The sequence below is a fragment of the Clostridium lentum genome (genome assembly GCF_014287815.1).
GTDB classification, from domain to species: Bacteria; Bacillota; Clostridia; order Clostridiales; family Clostridiaceae; genus Clostridium; species Clostridium lentum.
Map to the genome: position 1 here is coordinate 1 of NZ_JACOOQ010000007.1, position 23,769 is coordinate 23,769.

General features: G+C 30.4%; 24 protein-coding genes. 1 reads left to right on the top strand and 23 read right to left on the bottom strand.

Going from position 1 to position 23,769, the window contains the following annotated elements; genetic code table 11:
* Positions 1–123 precede the first annotated feature (123 nt).
* From H8R92_RS05410 to H8R92_RS05455, 10 genes are all read right to left on the bottom strand, one after another.
* Positions 124–918, bottom strand: a complete 795-nt coding sequence (locus H8R92_RS05410) for a phosphatidate cytidylyltransferase (RefSeq protein WP_022212337.1) — start codon at positions 916–918, stop codon at positions 124–126.
* Between the two features lie 15 nt (positions 919–933).
* A complete protein-coding gene (gene uppS, locus H8R92_RS05415; protein WP_022212336.1) occupies positions 934–1,692 on the bottom strand; it encodes an undecaprenyl pyrophosphate synthase in 759 nt (252 codons plus the stop codon).
* Between the two features lie 53 nt (positions 1,693–1,745).
* Entirely contained in the window at positions 1,746–2,303 is a 558-nt protein-coding gene (frr, locus tag H8R92_RS05420) for a ribosome recycling factor (protein WP_022212335.1), read from the bottom strand.
* 9 nt (positions 2,304–2,312) lie between these two features.
* The gene (gene pyrH / locus H8R92_RS05425) at positions 2,313–3,026 is read right to left on the bottom strand and encodes a UMP kinase (protein WP_022212334.1); all 714 of its coding nucleotides are present in this window, start codon (positions 3,024–3,026) and stop codon (positions 2,313–2,315) included.
* A gap of 71 nt (positions 3,027–3,097) precedes the next feature.
* Positions 3,098–4,012 (bottom strand): translation elongation factor Ts, encoded by a 915-nt coding sequence (tsf, locus tag H8R92_RS05430; RefSeq protein WP_186834920.1) that lies wholly within the window; start codon positions 4,010–4,012, stop codon positions 3,098–3,100.
* A 91-nt stretch (positions 4,013–4,103) separates the two neighbouring features.
* Positions 4,104–4,805: a 30S ribosomal protein S2 gene (gene rpsB / locus H8R92_RS05435; protein ID WP_022212332.1), complete on the bottom strand. Its 702-nt coding sequence runs from the start codon at positions 4,803–4,805 to the stop codon at positions 4,104–4,106.
* A gap of 259 nt (positions 4,806–5,064) precedes the next feature.
* Positions 5,065–5,841, bottom strand: coding sequence for a GTP-sensing pleiotropic transcriptional regulator CodY (gene codY, locus H8R92_RS05440; protein ID WP_186834921.1), 777 nt, complete (start codon positions 5,839–5,841; stop codon positions 5,065–5,067).
* A 123-nt stretch (positions 5,842–5,964) separates the two neighbouring features.
* A complete protein-coding gene (gene topA / locus H8R92_RS05445) occupies positions 5,965–8,049 on the bottom strand; it encodes a type I DNA topoisomerase (protein WP_186834922.1) in 2,085 nt (694 codons plus the stop codon).
* A gap of 48 nt (positions 8,050–8,097) precedes the next feature.
* Entirely contained in the window at positions 8,098–9,153 is a 1,056-nt protein-coding gene (gene dprA / locus H8R92_RS05450; RefSeq protein WP_186834923.1) for a DNA-processing protein DprA, read from the bottom strand.
* Between the two features lie 8 nt (positions 9,154–9,161).
* Positions 9,162–10,682 (bottom strand): YifB family Mg chelatase-like AAA ATPase, encoded by a 1,521-nt coding sequence (locus tag H8R92_RS05455; protein ID WP_186834924.1) that lies wholly within the window; start codon positions 10,680–10,682, stop codon positions 9,162–9,164.
* A 109-nt stretch (positions 10,683–10,791) separates the two neighbouring features.
* Here H8R92_RS05455 and H8R92_RS05460 point away from each other — a divergent pair, with 109 nt between their 5' ends.
* The gene (locus H8R92_RS05460) at positions 10,792–11,160 is read left to right on the top strand and encodes a YraN family protein (protein WP_022212327.1); all 369 of its coding nucleotides are present in this window, start codon (positions 10,792–10,794) and stop codon (positions 11,158–11,160) included.
* Here the strand turns inward: H8R92_RS05460 and rnhB are convergent.
* The 13 genes from rnhB to rnc all read right to left on the bottom strand — a co-directional run bounded on the left by rnhB (position 11,157) and on the right by rnc (position 23,639).
* On the bottom strand, positions 11,157–11,975 hold the full coding sequence (rnhB, locus tag H8R92_RS05465; protein WP_022212326.1) for a ribonuclease HII: 819 nt from the start codon (positions 11,973–11,975) through the stop codon (positions 11,157–11,159). The genes H8R92_RS05460 and rnhB overlap by 4 nt on opposite strands.
* A 1-nt stretch (position 11,976) precedes the next feature.
* A complete protein-coding gene (gene ylqF / locus H8R92_RS05470) occupies positions 11,977–12,864 on the bottom strand; it encodes a ribosome biogenesis GTPase YlqF (protein ID WP_022212325.1) in 888 nt (295 codons plus the stop codon).
* 118 nt (positions 12,865–12,982) lie between these two features.
* Entirely contained in the window at positions 12,983–13,333 is a 351-nt protein-coding gene (gene rplS, locus H8R92_RS05475) for a 50S ribosomal protein L19 (RefSeq protein WP_022212324.1), read from the bottom strand.
* 116 nt (positions 13,334–13,449) lie between these two features.
* Positions 13,450–14,163, bottom strand: coding sequence for a tRNA (guanosine(37)-N1)-methyltransferase TrmD (gene trmD / locus H8R92_RS05480; RefSeq protein WP_022212323.1), 714 nt, complete (start codon positions 14,161–14,163; stop codon positions 13,450–13,452).
* Positions 14,153–14,650, bottom strand: coding sequence for a ribosome maturation factor RimM (rimM, locus tag H8R92_RS05485; protein ID WP_022212322.1), 498 nt, complete (start codon positions 14,648–14,650; stop codon positions 14,153–14,155). The genes trmD and rimM overlap by 11 nt, the downstream gene beginning before the upstream one ends.
* 105 nt (positions 14,651–14,755) lie before the next feature.
* Positions 14,756–14,995 (bottom strand): KH domain-containing protein, encoded by a 240-nt coding sequence (locus tag H8R92_RS05490; protein WP_186834925.1) that lies wholly within the window; start codon positions 14,993–14,995, stop codon positions 14,756–14,758.
* Between the two features lie 46 nt (positions 14,996–15,041).
* Complete coding sequence (gene rpsP, locus H8R92_RS05495) at positions 15,042–15,287, bottom strand: 30S ribosomal protein S16 (RefSeq protein WP_022168056.1); 246 nt, start codon at positions 15,285–15,287, stop codon at positions 15,042–15,044.
* A 37-nt stretch (positions 15,288–15,324) separates the two neighbouring features.
* Positions 15,325–16,677 carry a signal recognition particle protein gene (gene ffh, locus H8R92_RS05500; protein WP_022212320.1) on the bottom strand — a complete coding sequence of 451 codons (1,353 nt, stop codon included), beginning with the start codon at positions 16,675–16,677 and terminating at the stop codon, positions 15,325–15,327.
* A 17-nt stretch (positions 16,678–16,694) separates the two neighbouring features.
* A complete protein-coding gene (locus tag H8R92_RS05505) occupies positions 16,695–17,024 on the bottom strand; it encodes a putative DNA-binding protein (RefSeq protein WP_022212319.1) in 330 nt (109 codons plus the stop codon).
* A gap of 280 nt (positions 17,025–17,304) precedes the next feature.
* Positions 17,305–18,222 (bottom strand): signal recognition particle-docking protein FtsY, encoded by a 918-nt coding sequence (gene ftsY, locus H8R92_RS05510; RefSeq protein WP_022212318.1) that lies wholly within the window; start codon positions 18,220–18,222, stop codon positions 17,305–17,307.
* A gap of 10 nt (positions 18,223–18,232) precedes the next feature.
* The gene (smc, locus tag H8R92_RS05515; protein WP_186834926.1) at positions 18,233–21,790 is read right to left on the bottom strand and encodes a chromosome segregation protein SMC; all 3,558 of its coding nucleotides are present in this window, start codon (positions 21,788–21,790) and stop codon (positions 18,233–18,235) included.
* A 129-nt stretch (positions 21,791–21,919) separates the two neighbouring features.
* Positions 21,920–22,951, bottom strand: a complete 1,032-nt coding sequence (locus H8R92_RS05520; RefSeq protein WP_186834927.1) for an elongator complex protein 3 — start codon at positions 22,949–22,951, stop codon at positions 21,920–21,922.
* A complete protein-coding gene (gene rnc / locus H8R92_RS05525; RefSeq protein ID WP_186834928.1) occupies positions 22,944–23,639 on the bottom strand; it encodes a ribonuclease III in 696 nt (231 codons plus the stop codon). Before rnc ends, H8R92_RS05520 begins: the two co-directional genes overlap by 8 nt.
* Positions 23,640–23,769 lie beyond the last annotated feature (130 nt).

The window sequence follows — 23,769 nt, forward strand, 5'->3', positions numbered from 1 at the left end:
TGTGTTTAAAATTAAATTTATTACCACTAATTACATAATATAAACTGAATAATTTTTCTAAAAAACAAAAAAGAGGTCGTCTACATAAATGATTTAAAAATCATTTATGAGACGTCCCCTTTCTTATATTCCCACAATAAATGTTAAATAGTAAAATACTACTACAGCGTTAAATAAAATAGAATCAAATCTATCTAAAATACCACCATGTCCAGGTATTAAATTACTATAATCCTTTATTCCTACATATCTTTTAATTGATGATGCAACTAAGTCACCAAATAATCCCATCATTCCACAAATAGCGCCAATCAAGAAGAAATGCATAACATTTATTCCTACTCCATATTTACTTATGACTATTCCATATATTCCACAACCTAATGTTGCACCTAATACTCCACCTATTAATCCTTCAACAGTCTTTTTAGGACTAACTTTTGGAGCAATCTTTCTCTTACCAAATGTTCTTCCTGAATAATAAGCCATTGTATCTCCTAGCCATGATCCTAAGAATATAAGCCAAACTAAAAAATTACCATTCGTCTTTTCACTAACTAATGGTATAAAACTAAATAGTATTGCCACATAAATAAATCCTAAAATTGATATTGCTACATCAATAAAAGAGTATTTTAAAGTAACTATTGGAATAATTAAAGCCAATACTGTTGCCAGTACTAGTACATGCATCATTATTTCAAAGTTATTATCAATAAGATAATACACTACCAATAATCCATATCCTATTACTGATATTACATTAATCTTTTTAGCTCTTAAAGCATTATAAAACTCATATAGCCCACAAATAGATAATGCAATTGTGAATATTTTTAGTGGTAATCCTCCTAATAATATAAATATTAATAATGGAGCTATGACTAAGGCTCCTATATACCTACTGTTTATATTCATCTTTTCACCTCTTATTTATACTCCTCCAAATCTTCTATCTCTATTTTGGTAGTCGTATATAGCTTTTTGTAAATCTAACTCTGTAAAATCTGGCCAGCAGACATTAGAATACCAAAATTCTGAATAAGCACATTGCCATAATAAGAAATTGCTCAATCTCTGCTCTCCTGAAGGTCTTATAATTAAATCAGGATCTGGTGAATCTTTTGTATATAGATAATTATTTACTAACTCATTATTAATATCTTCAATATTAATGTTATTATCCTTATATTCTTCAGCAATTAATCTTATTGCTCTTACTATCTCATCTCTACCACCATAATTAAAAGCAATATTTAGAATCAAGCCTTTATTATTTTTTGTAAGCTCAATAGCCTCTTTTATTTCTCTTTCACATTCCTTTGGTAACTTATCTATTTCACCTAAAACTCTTAAAACTACATCATTTTTATGAAGTTCTTTAACTTCTGATTTTAAGTATTGTACCAATAGCTTCATTAGAGCTGTTACTTCTTCCTCTGGACGTCTCCAATTCTCAGTAGAAAAAGCATATAAAGTTATATATTTAATTCCAATTCTATCGGCTTCTTTAATAACTTTTCTAATTGTTTCTACTCCAGCCTTGTGTCCCATTGTTCTTGGAAGATTTCTTTTCTTTGCCCATCTCCCATTGCCATCCATTATTATTGCAATATGTTCTGGAAGATTATCTTTATCTATCTTTAACTCTAAATCATTTCCATTTTTCTTAGGCTTAAATAAATTAATCATAATTTCCTCCAATTTTATGTTATATAGGAAAAAAACCTGCAAAGCAGGTTTTTTTATACTGACATAACTTCCTTTTCTTTAGCTGCTATTACTGTATCTATTTCTTTTACAAATTTATCTGTAACTTTTTGAACATTTTCTTCAGCTTTCTTTACTTCATCTTCAGAAATATGCCCATCTTTCTTTAAAGCCTTTATTTTTTCGTTAGCATCTCTTCTAATAGATCTTAATGCAACTTTAGCATCTTCTCCAGCTTTTTTTACATTTTTCACAATATTTTTTCTTGTTTCTTCTGTTAGTTCTGGAACTAATAATCTGATAATAGCACCATCATTTGAAGGGTTTATTCCTAAATCTGATTTTAATATTGCTTTTTCTATTTCTTTTAATAAAGATTTTTCCCATGGTGTTATTACTAACATTCTTGGTTCTGGTGCTGATACATTAGCAACTTGATTTAATGGACATTGGCTTCCATAATAATCTACTTGAATTCTATCAAGCATTGTTGGGTTTGCTCTACCAGCTTTCATAGTTGATAAATCTGAATGTAAAACTGAAATAGTTTTTTGCATCTTTTCTTCTGCTACTTTAATAACATCTTTAATCATATTAACCTCCTATTTTTTAGATACTATTGTACCAATATTTTCACCTAACATGGCTCTTTTAATATTTCCATCAGCTTCAATACCGAATACTAATATTGGAATATTATTATCCATGCATAAAGTTGTAGCTGTTGTATCCATAACTTGTAATCCTTGTTCAATCACTTCCATATATGTTAGTGTATCATATTTTTTTGCATCTGAAAACTTATTTGGATCTTTGTCATATACACCATCAACATTTTTAGCTAATAAAATTACATCAGCTTCAATTTCTGCTGCTCTTAATGCCGCTGCAGTATCAGTTGAGAAATATGGATTTCCTGAACCAGCTCCAAAAATTACAACTCTACCTTTTTCTAAATGTCTTACTGCCCTTCTTCTTATAAATGGTTCAGCAATTTCCTTCATTTCTATTGCAGTCTGAACTCTTGTTTTAACTCCTATACCTTCTAGAGCATCTTGAAGTGCTAAAGCATTAATACAAGTAGCTAACATTCCCATATGGTCAGCTGTAGTTCTGTCCATTCCTTCACTGCTTCTACCACGCCAGATATTTCCCCCTCCTACAACAAGACCAACTTCTATGTCCATATCAACTATCTCTTTAACTTCTTTAGCTATTCTACTAATAGTATCAAAATCAAATCCAAATCCATTTGTACCTGATAATGCTTCACCTGAAATCTTTAACATAACTCTTTTATAGGTACACTTTTCCATTCTAATTCCTCCTGCATTCCTCAATTTATATCTTTAAAAAAGAGAGAACACTAAAGTGTTCTCTCTTGGCATTATTGTAATCCCATAGTCTTAGCTACTTCAGCAGCAAAGTCTTCTTCAACCTTTTCGATTCCTTCTCCTCTTTCGAATCTAGCGTATCTAGTTACTGTTATTGGAGAACCAACTTCTTTAGATTTTTCTTGAAGATATTTAGTTATGCTCTTATCTCCATCTTTAACCCATGCTTGATCTAAAAGACAAACTTCTTTGTAGTATTTTTGAATTCTTCCATTTACCATTTTTTCAACGATATTTTCTGGTTTTCCTTCATTTAATGCTTGAACTCTGTAGATTTCTTTTTCTTTTTCTAATGATTCGCTATCTACTTCTTCTTTGCTTAAGAATAATGGGTTTGCAGCAGCAACTTGCATACAAACTTCTCTTGCAACTTCTTCTAATATTTCGCTTTCAGTGTCACAAGCAACTTCTACCATAACACCGATTCTTCCACCACCGTGGATGTAGCTAGCAACAGCTCCTTTTTCGATGTTGAATTTAGCAAATCTTCTTACAGTCATGTTTTCACCTAACTTAGCTATTAAAGCAGTTAAAGTTTCTTGAACTGTAGCTTCTCCATCGAATTTTTCAGCTAATAATTCTTCAACGTTTGCAGCTGAAGTGTTAGCTACCATTTCTGCAACTTTGTCAGCGAAAGAAACAAACTCTTCGTTAGCAGCAACGAAGTCAGTTTCACAGTTAACTTCTACCATACCAGCAGTTTTCTTATCAGCTGAAACGAAAGTTTTAACTATACCTTCAGCAGCAACTCTACCAGCTTTTTTAGCAGCAGCAGCTAATCCTTTTTCTCTTAAGTACTCAACAGCTTTTTCTATATCTCCTTCTGTTTGTACTAAAGCTTTTTTGCAGTCCATCATCCCTGCTCCAGTCATTTCTCTTAATTCTTTAACTGATTTTGCAGTTATCATAATCAATTCCTCCTTAAAACATTAAATGTAAACCATTTTTCTTAGGGTAAAAGGTAAATGAAGTTAACTTCACCTACCTTTTTTCAAAAAATTACTCAGCTAATTGTTCGCCTTGTCTTCCTTCTATTATACCATCAGCAAGTTTAGCAGTTATTAATTTAACAGCTCTAATTGCATCATCATTTCCTGGTATTACGTAATCAACTTCTTCTGGATCACAGTTTGTATCAACTATAGCTACAACTGGGATTCCTAATATTTTAGCTTCTGAAATAGCATTCTTTTCTTTTCTTGGGTCAACAACGAACATTGCTCCAATGTTGTTAACGTCTAAGTTAGTTATACCACCAAGGTTTTTTTGTAATTTTTCCATTTCACCTTTTAATTTTATAACTTCTTTCTTAGGTAATACATCGAAAGTTCCATCTTGTTCCATAGTTTCTAAAGCTTCTAATCTAGCAATTCTAGTTTTGATAGTTTTGAAGTTTGTTAACATTCCACCTAACCATCTATTGTTTACAAAGTGCATGTTTGATCTTATAGCTTCTTCTTGAATAGCTTCTTGAGCTTGTTTCTTAGTTCCAACGAAAAGAATGTCTTTTCCTTCTAAAGATACTTCTCTTATGAAGTTGTAAGCTTCTTCTACTTTTTTAACTGTTTTTTGAAGATCTATTATATATATTCCGTTTCTTTCTGTAAATATATAAGGAGCCATTTTAGGGTTCCATCTTCTTGTTTGGTGACCAAAGTGTACACCAGCTTCTAATAATTGTTTCATTGATATTACTGACATTTTTCTACCTCCTGGTTTTTACCTCCACTACTCGCATTGCTAAAAAGCTACTTGTTAGAACAAGCACCGACTTTTTAACTACAATAGTGTGTGTATTTTGTTACCTCTGATAGTATATCACAGCTACATATTTGTGGCAACATCTTTTTAAATAAAAGTTTTCATTATATTTTATACTGTTTTTCTACTTAATATAACATTTTACATTTTTTCTTTTAACAAAAATACAGTTGCTACTAAAGTCAACTGCATTTTAACATTATCTTATTTTCTTTAACTCATCTAATAATTTAGGATTTAATATCTTTATATGAGTTCCCTTCATTCCTAAAGATCTTGATTCAATTACTCCAGCACTTTCAAACTTTCTTAATGCATTTACAATAACACTTCTAGTTATTCCAACTTTATCTGCAATTTTAGACGCAACTAATAATCCTTCTGTGCCTCCTAATTCATTAAAGATATGTTCTACTGCTTCTAGCTCTGAATATGATAATGTACCTATTGCTAATTGAACCACTGCCTTACTTCTAGCTTCTTCTTCAATTTCATTTTGTTGTCCTCTTAATATTTCCATACCAACTACTGTTGCACTATATTCAGCGATTACTAAATCATCATCATTAAACTCTTCACCAAATCTAGCTAAAAGTAGAGCTCCTAATCTTTCTCTATTTCCTAGTATAGGGACTATTGTTGATATCTTTTCTTCCATAGGACATTCACCAGCATCTTTAAAAACACAAGTGCCTTTTGACTTTGAATTTGCTACTGTTTCAGTAATATCTAAAATTTTGTCATTATACTCAACTGGTAATCTATTATCTGATAAAACATATGTTTTCATTATATCACATTCAAAATCTTTACAAAACGTATGCCCTAAAACTCTACCATATTTTTCAAGTATATAAACATTACATGATAATACATCACTTAAAAGTGCACATATATCATCAAATGAGACTGGATCCGTTCCTTTTTTTTGAAGAATCTGATTCAATCTTCTAGTTTTACTTAATAACGATGACATTTAATCATCCTCCTCATCCACCACTATCTTACTTCTTTGATACTATCACATTCAAAAATCTATTTCAACATTTTTAATACATATTCGACATTTTGGATATGATTTTCTGTCATCGACTTTTTACTAATTTTCTTTTTCTTCTACTATCTTTATATTACCACAATCTGAATTAGAACATTGTTCATATTTACCTTTTGTTTTGCTATATTTCAATACCATGTAACTACCGCATTCTTCACATTTATCTTTAACTGGTTCATTCCAACTTACAAAATCACACTCAGGATAATTAGAACATCCAAAGAACTTTTTACCTTTCTTACTTCTCTTTACAAGAACTTTTCCTCCACATTTAGGGCAATCTACATCTAATTCTTCCACTATTGGTTTTGCATTTTTACACTCAGGATATCCTGGACAAGCTAGGAAATCACCATATCTTCCATGTTTGATTACCATCATCTTACCACATTTATCACAAGGCACATCACTTACTTTATCTTCAATTACTACTTTAGATACTTCCTTTTCAGCTTTATCTATGGCAACTTTTAAAGGAGCAAAGAACTCTTCAACAACATTAGTCCAATATTCGCTACCTTCTTCAATATTATCTAATTTACCTTCCATAGCAGCTGTAAAATCAACATCAACTATTTGCTTAAAGTATTCAGAAAGAATATTATTTACTATAAATCCAAGCTCCGTTGCCATAAGATTTTTCTTTTCTCTTACTATATATTCTCTACTTAATAATGTAGAAATTGTTGGAACATAAGTACTTGGTCTTCCTATTCCCTTTTCTTCAAGTAGCTTTACAAATGATGCTTCAGTATATCTTGCTGGTGGTTGTGTAAAGTGTTGTTTCCCTTCTATGCTAGCAGGTTTTAATTCCTCACCCTCCTGTAATTCTGGTAAAACAACATCTTCTTCATCAGCTTCTGTTAAGTAATCATATATCTTCATAAATCCATCAAATTTTATTGTATTACCTGAAGCCTTAAATTTATAGCTTCCATTAATTATGTCTATGCTATTTGTACTTAATTCACATGAAGACATTTGGCTTGCTACAAATCTCTTCCATATTAATGAATACAATTTATATTGCTCTGGTGTCAAGCTAACTTTAGCTATTTCAGGAGTTATTTCTATATATGATGGTCTAATAGCTTCGTGGGCATCTTGTATATTCTTTTTGCTTTTATATACTCTAAGCTGCTCTGGCACATATTCATCACCATAATTATCCTTTATGAAATTTACGGCCTTTCCTTGAGCTTCCTCAGATATTCTTACAGAGTCTGTTCTCATGTAAGTTATAAGCCCTACAGTTCCATATCCCTTAACTTCTACACCTTCATATAATGCTTGTGCTATAGACATGGTTCTCTTAGTTATAAAATTTAATTTTTTAGAAGCATCTTGTTGTAGTGTACTAGTTGTAAATGGAGGTAATGGATTCTTCATCCTCTTCCCTTTCTTAACTGTCTTAACTACAAAGTTTCCTTGTTCTAAGTCATTAATAATCTTTTTAGCTTCTTCTTCATTTTTTATCTCAATTTTCTTTCCTTCATGCTGTGTAAGTCTAATAGGGAATTTCTTTCTTTCCTTCTTTAATGAACAATCAACAGTCCAGTATTCCTTAGGAATAAACGCTTTTATTTCTTCTTCTCTATCACATATAAGCTTTAAAGCAGCTGATTGCACTCTACCTGCACTTAATCCCCACTTTACATTTTTCCATAAAATTGGGCTTATTTCATAACCTACCAATCTATCTAAAATTCTTCTTGCCTGCTGTGCATCAACAAGATTTACATTTATCTTTCTAGCCTCTTTAATAGAAGCTTTAACAGCGGACTTGGTAATTTCATTAAATACTATTCTACAATTTTCCTCTTCTGATATTTTTAATATATATGCTAAATGCCAGGAAATTGCTTCCCCTTCACGATCAGGGTCCGTTGCCAGATATATCTTATCTGCTTTTTTAGCAGCTTTTCTTAATTTATCTATTAATTCACCTTTTCCCCTAATTGTTATATACTTTGGCGTAAAATTGTCTTCTATATCAACACCTAATTTACTCTTAGGTAAATCTCTTACATGTCCCATAGAAGCTTCGACTATGTAATTCTTGCCTAAATATTTACTGATAGTCTTTGCCTTTGCAGGTGATTCTACTATAACAAGATTTTGTCCCATATTTAATACTCCTAAAAAAATTACTAGGAGTTTGCACCCCCTTAAATCCTAACTTAACTTTGCATAATAATTGCCTGGAAGGCAAATAATTTCATTTTTATTTTGCATTTCAAATAATAACTCATATAAAGCTATCCTGTCAATATTTACACTTTCAAATATTTTATCAAAATGTATTGGTTCATTTTTTATAACTGTCATTATTAAATTTCTACTGTGGTTTTTTATTGTTTTTTCACTTTCTTTTTTAGTTACATTAAGAAAGGAATGTAAATCCTCTAAACCAGTAAAAATTCTCGCGCCATCTCTCAACAATTGATGACACCCCCTACTTGTGTTACTAAAAATTGATCCTGGAATAGCCATCACATCTTTTCCTTGTTCTAAAGCTAAATTTGCTGTAATTAAAGAACCGCTTTTCACTGATGCTTCAACAACGATAACCCCACTACTCAGGCCGCTAATTATCCTATTTCTACGTGGAAAATTATAAGGCATCGGCTGCACTCCCATAGGAAATTCTGAAATTAACAATCCATTATTATATATTTCCTCATAAAGCTTTTTATTACTTTTAGGATATATTATATCTAATCCACAACCTAGGACTCCAATGGTTTTCCCACCACTTATAAGCACTTCTTTATGAGCTGCCGTATCTATGCCATAAGCTACCCCACTTACTACTCCATAACCTACCCGATAAATTTCTCTTGCCAGATATTTTGTAACATCTAATCCATATATACTACTCTTTCTTGAACCTACAACAGCAATCATATTATCGTAAGCTAAAGAAAGATTACCTTTATAAAACAATATATAAGGTGGATTATCTATATTTCTTAGTTTTTCTGGATAGTGTTTTTCTGTTATTTTTACAATTTCAATAGAATTGTCATTTAAAGCTTTTAGAAAATTCATTTCATCTTCATATGAGTGCTCTTTAAATTTTACCTTATCTTTAAGGCTCATCATATCTGATTTAAGAATTTCATTAATATTATTATAAATATTTTCTTCATTATTATACATTTGTAATAATTTAAGCTTAATTTTATTGCTTATATTTGCTAATGCAAAGCGTATTTCATATTTATTCATATCTACCTCTATACGATTTCTCCAAAAATATTTTTTCTATACCCAAGGGATTCAATTATATTATCTTCAGTTATCTTTTCTTCTTCTTGCAAATCTGCCATGGTTCTTGCTACCTTAATAATCTTTCCATAAGCTCTTAAAGAAATGCCATAACTGATATAACACTTTTCTAAAATTCTTCTTGCTTTGCTTGTAATACTACATAATCTATAGATATCTTTTCCAACTATTTCTGAATTATATCTATAGTCTGTATCCTTCAAGCGATAACTTGCTCTCTCTATTGCTGAAAGAATCCTTTCTTTCATTTTTTCTGAGGTATATTTTTCGTTGCCATTTAAAAGTTCCTCTGGTCGCACTCTTGGAATAAAGCATAATAAATCCATTCTATCTATTATTGCACTAGATAGCTTATTTATATATTTATGAATTTCCATTTCTGTACATTTGCATTTTTTTCCTTCAGTGCTCATCCAGTTTCCACAAGGACATGGATTACTAGCAGATATTAAAAGAAACTTACTTGGCAAGATAAACCTTTCATGTTGACGAGTTATGCTGATATAACCTTCTTCCATAGGCTTTCTCAACAGTTCTAAAATTTCTCTTTTATATTCTAAAATTTCATCTAAAAATAGTACTCCGTTATGGGCTAAAGTTATTTCTCCTAAGGTTAATTCTCTTCCTCCACCAATCAGTGCAGATTTTGTTATGGTATGATGAGGTGCTCTAAAAGGAATATCTAATGTTTCCATTTCCCTACTAAACCCTGCTATACTATATATTTTAGCAACTTCCATCTCTTCATTCTTAGTTAAAGGTGGTAGGATTGAAGTAATTGCATTTGCTAGCATGGTCTTACCTACACCTGGTGAACCAAACATATAGATATTGTGTCTACCAGCTGCAGCTATTTCCATTGCTCTCTTAGCTTCTACCTGACCTATAATTTCGCTATAATTTATTTTGCATTTACCTACCTTTTCTTTATGTATATTTTCTTTATAAGGTAATAAATCATCATTAGTTATGTAAGTTATTACTTGCTTTAAATTATTAAATGGATAAAAATTTCCCTCTCCATTTTCAGCAATTTCTCTTAAGTTTTCTAAGGGGAAAATAAAATTTCTCTTTTCTTTATTAACACCTTCTAATATTATAGGTAGTGCACCTTTTATTCCTTTTAAATCACCACTTAAAGAAAGCTCACCAAATATTATAAAATCATCTAATTCTTTATATTTTATCTGTCCAGAAGCCATTAATATTCCTATGGCTATAGGCAGGTCTAAAAATGTACCTCTCTTTCTAACATCCGCCGGTGCTAGATTTATTATTATCCGTCCTAAAGGAAAAGTATATCCAGAATTAACAATTGCTGCCCGAACCCTTTCCCTTGCTTCTTTTACAGATGTTTCAGGAAGCCCTACCATATGAAATGATGGTATACCTCGCATTATATCCACTTCAACATTTATCAGCACTCCATCTAAGCCATGATTAGTAGCACTATATATATTTATTGACATATTCATCACCCATCTTGATTATTGACAAAGTTTTTATTATTAAACCTATGATTTTTTGTATAATCAAAAGTAATATGTTAATGATTATAAATACAGAGGTGATGTCTTTATGCATTATAATAAAACTATTGGAAAATATGGCGAGACTATTGCAGCAGATTATCTCATTAATAATGGGTATAAAATATTAGATAGAAATTTTCAAACTAGATATGGTGAAGTAGATATTATTGGTGTAAAAGATGACTTAATAATATTTTTCGAAGTAAAAAGCAGGTATACTAATTCTTTTGGTACTCCATTAGAATCAGTTACCTGCCACAAAAAAGGAAAGATAGTTTCAATTTCTTCATATTATATATATGTAAATAATTTATATGATTACAATATAAGATATGATGTTATAGAAATTATTTTTAATCATTTAAATGATACATATAAAATAAATCATTTAATAGATGCTTTTAGAACTTATTAACATCCTAGTATATTTTTTAAGAAAGACCTTCTATGTATTTCACATGGTCCATATTCTTTTATTGCTTCAATATGCTTGCTACTACCATAGCCTACATTACATTCAAAACCATAGCATGGATATTTCTCAGCGTATTCCTTCATTAAATTATCTCTGTACACCTTTGCCACAATTGAAGCCGCTGCTATAGATGCAGACTTAGTATCACCTTTGATAACAGCTTTATTATCTATTTCTAGACCCTTCACAGCATATCCATCTGATAATACCAACTCTGGTTTTATCTTTAAAGAATTACATGCTTCTAAGAAAATTTCATTATTGCATACACCTATGCCTTTATCATCAATTTCTTTTGATGTCCTATAAGCAACCTTATAAGCAAGGGCTTTTTCTTTTATTACTATACTTAGTTCTTCACGTTTCTTTTCGCTTAATTTCTTTGAATCATTTAATTCAAGAATAAGAGCATCATCAAGAACATTTAAATCCAAGATTACTGCGCAAGAAACTATAGGCCCAGCAAGAGGTCCTCTTCCTACTTCATCTACTCCAGCTATAACATTATAATTTCCAAAAGATTTGTCAAAATCATACATAGCTCTTATACGTTTCTTTTCACTGTCAAACTTTTCTTTATCTTTAATTATTTTAGCACCTAAAGAAGATACATTTTTTCTTGTATCAGCCGTAAGTATTGATACAATTTTTTCATAGTCACTGCTATTATACAACTCTTTAAAGTCTATCTTGCTTATTTCCTCTTTTATTACTTTAAAACTTAATTTAGATATATCATCAGCTAATAGATTCATATTAAACTTCTCCTTCATTTTCTTCGTCTAATACATCATCTACTCTTTCTAAAGATATATTACCTATCTTTCCACCTCTAAATTCATCTAATAAAATAACAGCAATTCTATTGTAGTCTATATGTCCACCAGACATTAGACAACCTCTTTTTCTTGCTATTGAATCTAAAGTATCTAGTGGATCTTCAAAGACTCTTTCAATCTTATATCTTGCTATTAATTCATCTGCATAATACTTTTGAAGTCTTTCAACTAATTTATATGAAAGTTCTTCTGTGTCCATTATTTCATCTTTAATTGCTCCTGTAAAAGCTAAGTTCAATGCAGTTCTTTCATCTTCAAACTTTGGCCAAAGAACTCCTGGTGTATCTAACAATTCTATACCTAAAGGAGTCTTAATCCACTGTTTACTTTTAGTTACCCCTGGTCTGTCACCAGTTTTAGCTATATTATTCTTTGCCATCTTGTTAATGAAGGTAGACTTACCTACATTAGGTATCCCTACTACCATTACTCTTATTACTACGTTTACTAATCCTTTTGCCTTGTATCTTTCAAGCTTTTCTTTTAGTAATTCTTCAAGTGCTGGCTTTATTTGATTTAATCCTTTGCCCTTTAGACAATTAACTTCAATGGCTTTAACATTCTCCTTAGATAATTCTTTCATCCATTCTCTTGTAACACAATTTTCTGTTAAATCGCTCTTGTTTAATAATATAAGTCTTGGTTTATTTCCACAAAGCTTTTCTATATCGGGATTAGCAGAACTTCTTGGTATTCTGGCATCTCTAATTTCTATAATTGCTTCTACAAGTTTTAAATTTTCCTTAATTTCTCTTTGAGTCTTTCTCATATGACCTGGAAACCAGTTTATCGTTGTCGTAGCCACTACACTTCACCTCTTTTTTAATATATATTTATATTGTTAACAAATTTATGTATTTTAATTTACCATAAAACAAAAGGGACTTATAACTAAGTCCCTTAATATCTTTATTAACTTATAATTATCTAGTTAATAATTCCTTAACTTTAGCAGCCTTACCTACTCTATCTCTTAAGTAGAATAACTTAGCTCTTCTTACTTTACCTCTTCTTGTTATTTCCATCTTTTCGATGATTGGAGAGTTAACTGGGAAAGTTCTTTCAACTCCAACTCCGTAAGCTAATCTTCTTACTGTGAAAGTTTCTCTTAATCCACCGTTTTGTCTCTTAATAACAGTTCCCTCGAACATTTGTATTCTTTCTCTGTTACCTTCTTTGATTTTAACGTGTAACTTAACTGTATCTCCAATTCTGAAGTTTGGTAAGTCATTTCTCATTTGTTCTGCTTCAATAGCTCTTAATATTTCGTTCATAGTGCATTCCCTCCTAATTGATAATTGACGTTCTTAACAAATTTTGTTCTTGACAGCGGAACGCCCGTACTAGCACGAAACTTATTCTAACATAATTAAAATTATATTTCAAGCAATTATTTTTTTAATTTTAAAATCTTTTTATCTTCTTTTGTTAGCTCAACTTTTTCATAAAGATCAGGCCTTCTTTCCTTAGTAATCAAAAGAGATTGAAGTCTTCTCCACTTCCTTATATTTTCATGATGACCTGAAATTAATACATCAGGTATCCTTTCTCCTTCAAAAACTTCTGGTCTGGTATATTGAGGATATTCTAAAAGGCCATCTGAAAAAGATTCGTCTTCATGACTTTCAGATTTATTTAAAACACCAGGTACAAGCCTTACAATAGAATCAATAACAGGAATTGCTGCCACTTCTCCTCCTGTAAGTACAAAGTCTCCTAGTGAAATTTGCATATCCACTTCTTTAAAAGCTCTTTCATCAATACCTTCATAATGCCCACATAAGAAAATAAGATTTTCTTCTTGAGATAGCTCCTTCGCAAGAGACTGATTCATAGTTTTTCCTTTAGGTCCAAGAAAAATTACTTTTCCCTTATTTTCCTTCTTACATGCTCTTATGGCATCAACCACCGGCTGAGCTTGCATAACCATTCCAGCTCCGCCTCCATAAGGGTAATCATCAACTTTTTTATGTTTATTATTAGTATAATCTCTTATATTCACAGCTTCTATATCAATAATGCCCTTACCTTGTGCCTTGCCTATTATACTATGATTAAATATGTCAAACATTTCTGGAAAGAGAGTCAATATATTAATCTTCATCCATCCATTCTCCTACTGGTCTTATGATAATTTTTCTTTCATCTATATTGATATCTGTAACTATAGATTTTAATACTGGTATTAAAAGTTCCTTAGGCTTTCTTATCCAGTATACATCATTGTTCTTAGTTTGAATAACATCATAAATTTGTCCTAATTCTTTTCCTTCTATATCAAAAACTGTACATTCTCTTAAGTCTGCAATGAAATAGCAGTCCTCTTCTAATTCTACTGCATCTTCTCTATGTATTTCCATAAATTTATTTTTTAGTCTTTCAGCCTCTTCTATTCTATCAATACCTTCTAACTTTACTATTACTCTGTCTTTTTGGAACTTACAGCCTTCAACAGCTATATTTTTTCCATCTATAATAACATATTCTAAATCCTTAAATCTTTTAGGATTATCAGTTAATGCTATAACCTTTACTTCTCCCTTTAATCCATGAGTGTTAGCAATCTTTCCAACCTTCAATAATTGACTCATCTCTTCACCTCGTATGTATATTTATTACTATATTATTTATATCAAACTTTTATATAAAAATCAAAAAATAATTATTTAAATAAAGCAAAAAAGAGCTAGGAAATCCTAGCTCTTGTCATCTAATATTTCAACGACTATTTTTTTATCTACATTTAGTGACGCTGCCTTGACAACAGTTCTAATAGCTTTTGCTACTTTTCCCTGCTTGCCTATGACTTTGCCCATATCTTCTGGAGCAACCCTTAATTCAAGAACTACTGATTGCTCACCCTGAACCTCATTTACATGAACTTCACTAGGGTTATCCACTAAGGATTTAGCAATTACTTGTACTAACTCTTTCATAAGGTTTATAGCTAATAAAATCAGCTATAAATTCACCTCCAAAAAATTATTTGTTGATACCTACTGTGTTGAATAATCTCTTAACTACATCTGTAGGTTGAGCTCCGTTAGCTATCCACTTTGTAGCTTTTTCTTCGTTGATTTTTATTTCAGCTGGTTGAGCAACTGGGTTGTAGTATCCGATTTCTTCGATGAATCTACCATCTCTTGGAGATCTTGAATCAGCAACAACAACTCTGTAGAAAGGAGCTTTCTTAGCACCCATTCTTCTTAATCTTATTTTAACTGCCATTATTATTTCACCTCCCTTAAAGTATACTATTTATTTCTTAAAAAGGTAACTTTCCAAATAATCCTTTTTTACCAGGTTTTTTGGTTAATGATTTAAACTGTTTCATTTGTTTTCTCATCATATCATGACCTTTTATAAGCTTATTAACTGCTTGAAGCGATGTTCCTGAACCCTGGGCAATTCTCTTCTTTCTGGTAGAAGATCCAACAATAAGTTTTGGATTTTTTCTTTCTTTTGCTGTCATTGATTGAATTATTGCTTTAACTTTAGCTAACTCTTTTTCTCCTGCAGCAAAATCAATATCCTTCATTTCCTTAGGCATTCCAGGTATCATTTCCATAATCTTATTTAATGGTCCGAGTTTTTTCATTTGTTCAAGTGCTGTTAGATAATCATCATATGTAAAATCATTTTCTAACATCTTTTGACTTAACTCAGTAGCTTCTTTTTCATCTATGGCTTCCTGTGCTTTTTCTATTAAAGAAAGAACATCTCCCATACCAAGTATTCTTGAAGCCATTCTATCTGGATGAAAGACTTCAAAGTCATTCATCTTTTCTCCAACTCCAATAAACTTAATTGGCTTTTGGATTATTTCTCTTATTGAAAGTGCAGCTCCACCTCTTGTATCACCATCAAGCTTTGTTAAAACAACTCCACTTATATCTAATGCTTCATTAAAAGTTTCTGCTACATTTACAGCATCTTGTCCTGTCATTGAGTCAACTACTAGTAGAATTTCATTTGGATCTACGGCAACTTTCACATCTTTAAGCTCAGTCATTAATTCTTCATCAATATGAAGACGTCCTGCTGTATCTATTATTACAACGTTCAAGCTATTTTCTCTAGCATATTTAATACCTTCTTTAGCTATTTCTACTGGGCTTACTTTATCACCCATTTGAAAAACTGGAACGTCAATTTGCTTACCTACAATTTCTAATTGCTTAATAGCTGCTGGTCTATATATATCACATGCAACTAATAGTGGTCTTTTATTATAATTCTTTCTAAGTTGAAGTGCCAGCTTACCAGTCATTGTAGTTTTTCCAGCCCCTTGTAAACCAGCCATCATAATAACTGTTGGCCCTACACCACTGAAGTCAATTTCGCTTTTGCTTCCACCCATAAGAGTTGTAAGTTCATCATTTACTATTTTAATAACTTGTTGAGCTGGTGTCAGACTTTCTAACACTTCACTACCAACACATTTTTCACTAACATTTTTAACAAACTTTTTAACTACTTTAAAGTTTACGTCAGCTTCTAATAGCGCAAGCTTTACCTCTCTCATGGCTTCCTTTATATCTTTTTCACCAAGCTTCCCTTTACCTCTAAGCTTCTTAAATGTTTCCTGTAGCTTCTCGCCTAAACCTTCAAAAGCCATGTTTAAACCCTCCTAGTCTATAAATTAAATAAGATATCCTTGTATTCTTCTAAATCATTTTCCTCTATAGAATACTTATTTTTCATATCATTTAACAAAGATTCAATCACTGATTCTCTTTCTAATGATTTTTTAAGCAAATTTAATTTATCTTCATAGGATAGAATTTGTTTATAACATCTTTTTATAAGATCATGTATTGCTTGACGACTAGTATTATTTAGCTCTGCTATTTCAGCAAGAGATAAATCATCGTTATAATAAAGTTCCATGATATTCTTTTGTTTTTCTGTTAATAATGGACTGTATATATCCATCAGTAAAGAAATCTCAACTCTATCTTCCATCTGCAATCACCTTACCTACCTCTGAAATTTTATCAAAGAAAATCACCTGTGTCAAGTATTTTCACTTAACACTTTGTATTTTTTTGTTGAATACGTTAAAACCGCATAAATAAAGGTGTTAAAGCACATTTTCTTTCTCTACGAGATAAAAATTTTCTTAATCTAATAAAATAAATATATAATAAACTTCACCATTCATCAATATTTTTTTGCTTATTGACAATTATAACTTTGAAGAAACTCATAAGAGCTTCCTCTAAAATTTACAATTCATAATTAATTAGAATAATGCTTCAACAAAGCTTTCTGCATCAAATTCTTGTAAATCTTCTACTCCTTCTCCAACACCTATATATCTTACAGGCATTTTTAGTGTATTCTTGATAGATATTACTATACCACCTTTAGCTGTACCATCAAGTTTAGTAAGAATTATACCATCTATTGGACACACATCTGAAAATTGCTTTGCTTGCATTACAGCATTTTGACCTGTAGTTGCATCAAGAACTAATAGTGTTTCTTTTTTAGCATCACTAAGTTCTCTATCAATTATTCTATTTATCTTACCTAACTCATCCATAAGATTCTTTTTATTATGAAGTCTTCCTGCAGTATCACAAATTAATAAATCTACATTTCTTGACTTTGAAGCATTTATTGCATCAAAAACTACGGCTGCTGGATCAGAACCTTCTTCATGTTTTACAATATCTACATTTGCTCTTTCACTCCATACTACTAGCTGATCTATTGCCCCTGCTCTAAAAGTGTCAGCAGCTGCTAATAATACCTTCTTTCCTTCAGCTTTATTTTTTGCAGCAAGCTTTCCTATGCTGGTAGTCTTTCCTACACCATTTACGCCTATTACAAGCATTACTTCTTTTTTACTAACAAATGTCTCTTCTTTCTCATTATCATTTTCAGTCATAATTTCAAGAATTACTTCCTTCAATGCTGGTCTTACTAGTTCCACATCATTAATTTTTTCTTTTCTAATTTTATCTTTTAATCTATCAATAATCTCCACAGTAGTATCCATGCCGATATCAGCCATTATTAATATTTCTTCTAATTCTTCATATAGATCTTCATCAATTGTTATAGCTAGTTTTAATGTTTCATTAATCTTATCTGTTAAAACATTTTTTGTTTTAGTTAATCCATTTTTTAAGTTATTAAATAATTTTCCAAACATAATTATCCTCCTACTCTTTATCTAAATCTACTGATACCACTTTAGATACACCTTTTTCTTCCATTGTGACACCATACATAACATCGCCAGCTTCCATTGTTCCCTTTCTATGTGTTATAACAATAAACTGAACATTTTTTGAGAACTTCTTTAAAAATTCTGCATATCTATATACATTAGCATCATCCAATGCTGCTTCTATTTCATCTAAGATACAAAATGGTGTTGGTTTCATCTTTAATATGGCAAATAATAAAGCTATTGCTGAAAGAACCTTTTCACCTCCAGACATTAAGTTTATATTTTGCAACTTCTTACCTGCTGGCTGAACATTTATGATTATATTAGATTTTAATACATCCCCATCTTCTAAAGTAAGTTCTGCAGTTCCACCATTAAATAGTTCCTTAAAAGTCTCTTCAAAGTTTTCATTTAAAATCTTAAAGTTTTCCTCAAATAACTCTCTCATTTTAATGGTCATTTCATCTATCACAGATTGTAATTCTTCTTTGGCTTTCTCTAAATCCTCTTCTTGTGTGGACATAAATTGATATTTTTCACAAACTTCATCATATTCCATAATAGATGATAAATTTACAATTCCAAGTGCTGCTATTTTATTCTTTAATTTATAGACCGTATCCTTTACAGAGTTTATATTGTCTATCTTTACAGCAATATCTTCTGCTTCAGCAAGTGTAAGTTCTAATTCAGAGTTAAGCTTATTTAATAATGCTTCCTGCTCACTTTCTATTTTAGCATTTTGAATAGCTTTCTTATTCATTTCGTTTTCATGAACTTTTATCTCATCAACAAATAAATTGTATTCTGCTTGTTTAGATTTTTGCTTTTCCTTTAAATCTATTCTTTTTACTTCATCTTCTTTAAATACATTTTCCAATTCTGATAATCTTTCACTCAGATTATCTATTGTATGTTTTTTATTTTCAATTCCTTCTTCAAGAATAGCAATATTCTCTAAATTAGATTTTATTTCCTCATCTAAAATTAAAATTTTCTCTTTAGTTTCTTCTATTTCTAAATTTTTATCATAAAGTTCTCTCTTATCACCTTCAAGACTTTCATCTAGAGCCGCTTTTAATACTCTTATATCTGTATAAGAACTTCTGATATTTTCTAGCCTAACTCTCCTATTTTCCAGTTCTTTATCTAAACTTTTAATTTTTTCTTGCCCTTCTTTATTTCTATTCTCTAAGGTATTTAATTCATTAGTTTTAACTTCCAATCTATCATTTAACACTTTAAAACCTTCAGTAAATCTCTCCAATTCTTCATTGCTAAACTTAATAGATTTTTTTACCTTATCCACCTCATTGATTAGAATTTTTACATCTCCATCTAGCACTGTTAAATCAATATTTTTTTGATGAATTTCTTCTCTCTTATTTAATATTTCTTCATCTATATTCTTAATTTTCTTCTTAATTTCTTCAAATACTGTTTTTTCTGATTTTAAATCATTTTTTTGCTTTTCTAAGAAAAGAGCTAATTCATCTATTTCTCTCTTTCTTCCCAAAAGATTACTATTCTTTCCTTGGATACTCCCTCCAGTAAGTGCTCCACCAGGATTTATAACTTCCCCTGATAATGTAACAATTTTATAATTATGCTGTCCCATCTTTGAAATAGCTAAAGCAGCATCCATATCCTTAGAAATAAGTGTTCTTCCTAACGAGTAATCCATTATATCTTTATATTTTTCATCAAAAGTTATTAAATCAGAAGCAATTCCTAAATATCCATCATAATTTCTCACATTATTAGGAAGTGTAATTCTTCTACCTTTAATAATATTTAACGGAAGAAATGTAGCTCTTCCTAATCCCCTTGTCTTTAAAAATCCTATAAGTTTTTTAGCATCATCTTCGTTTTTTGTAATAACATTCGATATGGCAGCTCCTAAAGCAACTTCAATGGCTATCTCATATTGTTGTTCCACCTTAAAGCTTTCACCAACAACATTTATTTCATTGATACCATTTATTCTACCAGCATTAACATGCTCCATTAAATTCTTAACAGTTCTATTATATCCCTCATAATGCTTTTCTAAATTATTTAAAATATTATGTCTAGCTTCTGTTTCATTTATCTTTTTTGTTAATAAATTAATTTTCTTTTCTTGTCCACTTAAATTATGATATTCATGAGATATTGCTTTTTTTAAGCTTATCCCCTCTTCTTGTAATTTCTTAATATTTTCTCTTGTTTCTTTAATATTTTCCTCTAACTCTTTAATAGTTCCTTTATTTACAGATAAATTACGTTCAAAATTTGCAATATTAGCTTTAATATTTCTTTGTTTTTCTTCATTATTTTCTAAATCTTTTCTTAAAGAAACAATTGAGTTATTCAAATTAGAATTTCTTGAAATATTATTAATTTCTTCACTTTTTAATCCAGAAATTTCCATTTCAAAATTTCTTATTTCATTATTAATTTCATTTATAGAACTATCTATCTCATTTAATTCATTTAATTTATTATTTTTTTCTTCTTCTTTAGATGAAAGCTTCTTTTCTAACTCTTCTTTTGCAGACTCTAAATCTGTAACCTTTATCTTTAAAGTATTAATTTCTTCTTCAACCTTCAGGATCATATTTTTGAAATTTTGCACTCTTTCATTAAAAAGACTTACCTCTTTTTCATTTTGGTTTACTTCTTCTCTACCTTTATAATACTCATCTTTTTCCTTTGCATTTTTTTCTTCTAAAGATTCAATTTCTTTTACTAAAGAAATTAAATTTTCCTTAAATCTATCTAGAATTTCTCTTTTAGCACTTATTTCTTTTTCTTTTTCTTCTAATTGATTTGATACTTGCTCATAATCTTTTTTTATCTGTTCAATATTATGGACAAGTAGAGATACTTCCTTAACTCTTAGCTCTTCTGCCAATTCTCTATACTCTAAAGCTTTTTCCTTTTCCATTCTTAATGGCTCAAGTCTTTCTTCATAAGTAGCAATAATATCTCTTATTCTTACAAGATTATTATCAGTATTATCTAATCTTTTTTCTGCCTCTTCTTTTCTAGACTTATACTTAACTATTCCAGCCGCCTCTTCTAAAAGTGCTCTTCTATCTTCAGCTTTTCCACTTAAAATGGCATCTATTTTTCCCTGTCCAATTATTGAATAGCCTTCCTTACCTATACCTGTATCCATAAAAAGCTCAGTAATATCTTTTAATCTACACTTTTGATTATTAATTAAGTACTCTGTTTCTCCAGACCTAAATATTCTTCTTGTTACTGTAACTTCATTATAATCAGTTTGTAGAGTACCATCAGAATTATCTAAAGTAATAGAAACCTGTGCAAGGCCTAGAGGCTTTCTAAATTGAGTTCCTGCAAAAATTACATCCTCCATTTTCCCCCCTCTAAGGCTCTTAACACTTTGTTCTCCTAGCACCCATCTTACTGAGTCAGATATATTACTTTTACCACTACCATTAGGACCAACTACAGCAGTTACGCCTTTTTTAAATTCCAGCTCTGTTTTATCTGCAAAAGACTTAAACCCACGCACTTCCAACGACTTTAAAAACATGACTTCACCCCTTTTTTACTACATAAGTACTGGAATCAATCCTAAAATAAAAGAAATTAACATAAATACAGATATAGCATATATCATTTTTTCTCTTGTCTTCTTTTTCATTTATATATCACTCCATATTTAGATTTTAAATTCTTCAACCTTTTCTATAACCGTTACTCTAACTCTGCCCCTCTTTATCTTATCAACTGTCTTCACATATACTTTACCATGTCTATTTTCTTTAAATTTATTAAAATATTGCTTTTTGTTGCAATATAATTTGCTAACATCTTTTGAATTTATCTCAATTATTATGTCACTTTTCTCATTAATCTTTTTCTTTATATTTTCACAAATTAATGATCCTTCAACTAGCTCTCTAAAAGCTGGATGGAATGGTCCTGCTACTACATCTTTTCCTTCAGCTATGGTATCGGTTGGCTGAAGTCCTATTCTGATAACCTTAACCTTAGCTTCATTATATAGCTTCAACATTTCTCTTGAAACTTTCACAGCCATTTCAAGTGAATAAGGCTTATACTCACCTCTATTGTACATTATCTCCATAGGAGTATCCTTAATGACTAATGCCGGATAAATTCTTGCTATATCTGGCTTCATTTCTATGGATTTTTTAATAGTTACTAAATCAATTTCTTTTGTATCTCCCGGAAGTCCAGGCATTATCTGATGTCCTAAGGTAAATCCTTCTTCCTTTATAAGTCTGGATGCATTTTCAACATCATTAACACTATGACCTCTTCCTGCTAATCTTAAAACATTATCATCTAATGATTGTACTCCTAATTCTATTATATCAACTTTAAACTCTTTTAAATAGTTTAATATGTACCCATTAATTGCATCTGGTCTTGTAGATAACCTTATCTTATGAATAAATTCCCTATCTTTATATTCTCTTGCTACAGCTAAAAGTTCCTTTTGTTTTGCTACTGGAATCGCTGTAAAAGTTCCTCCAAAAAATGATACTTCTATTATAGAATTCTTAGTATCCATAGTATCTAAATAACTATTTATTTTTTCTCTTACATCATTTGCTGTTACTTCATCATAAACACCTGCAATTCTGTCTTGATTACAAAATACACATTGATGTGGACATCCTTGATGTGAGATAAATATCGGTATTATATAATAATTCTTACTCATTGTTCTTCTCCATTTGTTTCAATGCTATTTTAGCTGCATCCTGTTCTGACTCTTTTTTACTGTAGCCTTCACCGCTTGATATTTCCTTATTATCTATAATAAGCTTTGTATAGAATTTTCTTCTATGGGGTGGCCCTTCAAATTTAATTAACTCATAAACTATAGATATTTCCCCATTCTTTTGAAGGTATTCTTGCAACCTAGTTTTATAATCTAAAATTATATCATTATTAATAGCCTTTTCTATTATAGTTTTAAATGCACCTATAATATAATCCTTAGCATATTCCAAACCTTTATCTAAATATATTGCCGCTATTAAAGCCTCAACAGCATCTGCTATTAAAGACACTCTTTCACGACCTCCTGTAAGCTCTTCACCTTTACTCATTCTTAAGTGATTTCCTAAATCTAAAGATTTTCCTATTTCATATAAAGAGTTTTCACAAACGATTAAACTTCTAATTTTTGTAAGCTGTCCTTCACTTTTATCTTTAAAGTTTAAGAATAGATACTCCGTAATGGTAAGCTGAAGTATTGAATCTCCTAAAAACTCAAATCGTTCATTGTACTCTTCTTCCCTATGCTGATTTGCATATGAAGAATGGGTTAATGCTGTTACTAATAATTTAGGTTCATTAAATTTTATTCCAATAATCTTTTGAACCTCTTCTATATATTCTTTCATTTCAACAACTCCTCCAAGTTTATTCTTCAACTTGCTTCCGTTATAAACAAATTCAAGAATAAACTATACTTAGCCTCATTTTTTCGTAATTTATTTAAATATATCATAAAATCCCGCAAATACTGCGGGA

Excerpts from the sequence above, each read along its gene's own strand:
- trmD (WP_022212323.1), bottom strand. The coding sequence starts at position 14,163 with ATGAAGATTAATATATTGACTCTCTTTCCAGAAATGTTTGACATATTT.
- dprA (WP_186834923.1), bottom strand. The coding sequence starts at position 9,153 with ATGAATAAATATGAAATACGCTTTGCATTAGCAAATATAAGCAATAAA.
- rnc (WP_186834928.1), bottom strand. The coding sequence starts at position 23,639 with ATGAAAGAATATATAGAAGAGGTTCAAAAGATTATTGGAATAAAATTT.
- H8R92_RS05505 (WP_022212319.1), bottom strand. The coding sequence starts at position 17,024 with ATGGAAGATAGAGTTGAGATTTCTTTACTGATGGATATATACAGTCCA.
- pyrH (WP_022212334.1), bottom strand. The coding sequence starts at position 3,026 with ATGGAAAAGTGTACCTATAAAAGAGTTATGTTAAAGATTTCAGGTGAA.
- H8R92_RS05490 (WP_186834925.1), bottom strand. The coding sequence starts at position 14,995 with ATGAAAGAGTTAGTACAAGTAATTGCTAAATCCTTAGTGGATAACCCT.
- smc (WP_186834926.1), bottom strand. The coding sequence starts at position 21,790 with ATGTTTTTAAAGTCGTTGGAAGTGCGTGGGTTTAAGTCTTTTGCAGAT.
- H8R92_RS05460 (WP_022212327.1), top strand. The coding sequence starts at position 10,792 with ATGCATTATAATAAAACTATTGGAAAATATGGCGAGACTATTGCAGCA.
- ftsY (WP_022212318.1), bottom strand. The coding sequence starts at position 18,222 with ATGTTTGGAAAATTATTTAATAACTTAAAAAATGGATTAACTAAAACA.
- ffh (WP_022212320.1), bottom strand. The coding sequence starts at position 16,677 with ATGGCTTTTGAAGGTTTAGGCGAGAAGCTACAGGAAACATTTAAGAAG.
- rpsP (WP_022168056.1), bottom strand. The coding sequence starts at position 15,287 with ATGGCAGTTAAAATAAGATTAAGAAGAATGGGTGCTAAGAAAGCTCCT.
- uppS (WP_022212336.1), bottom strand. The coding sequence starts at position 1,692 with ATGATTAATTTATTTAAGCCTAAGAAAAATGGAAATGATTTAGAGTTA.
- H8R92_RS05520 (WP_186834927.1), bottom strand. The coding sequence starts at position 22,951 with ATGAGTAAGAATTATTATATAATACCGATATTTATCTCACATCAAGGA.
- codY (WP_186834921.1), bottom strand. The coding sequence starts at position 5,841 with ATGTCATCGTTATTAAGTAAAACTAGAAGATTGAATCAGATTCTTCAA.
- H8R92_RS05410 (WP_022212337.1), bottom strand. The coding sequence starts at position 918 with ATGAATATAAACAGTAGGTATATAGGAGCCTTAGTCATAGCTCCATTA.
- rimM (WP_022212322.1), bottom strand. The coding sequence starts at position 14,650 with ATGAGTCAATTATTGAAGGTTGGAAAGATTGCTAACACTCATGGATTA.
- topA (WP_186834922.1), bottom strand. The coding sequence starts at position 8,049 with ATGGGACAAAATCTTGTTATAGTAGAATCACCTGCAAAGGCAAAGACT.
- rnhB (WP_022212326.1), bottom strand. The coding sequence starts at position 11,975 with ATGAATCTATTAGCTGATGATATATCTAAATTAAGTTTTAAAGTAATA.
- rplS (WP_022212324.1), bottom strand. The coding sequence starts at position 13,333 with ATGAACGAAATATTAAGAGCTATTGAAGCAGAACAAATGAGAAATGAC.
- rpsB (WP_022212332.1), bottom strand. The coding sequence starts at position 4,805 with ATGTCAGTAATATCAATGAAACAATTATTAGAAGCTGGTGTACACTTT.
- tsf (WP_186834920.1), bottom strand. The coding sequence starts at position 4,012 with ATGATAACTGCAAAATCAGTTAAAGAATTAAGAGAAATGACTGGAGCA.
- H8R92_RS05455 (WP_186834924.1), bottom strand. The coding sequence starts at position 10,682 with ATGTCAATAAATATATATAGTGCTACTAATCATGGCTTAGATGGAGTG.
- frr (WP_022212335.1), bottom strand. The coding sequence starts at position 2,303 with ATGATTAAAGATGTTATTAAAGTAGCAGAAGAAAAGATGCAAAAAACT.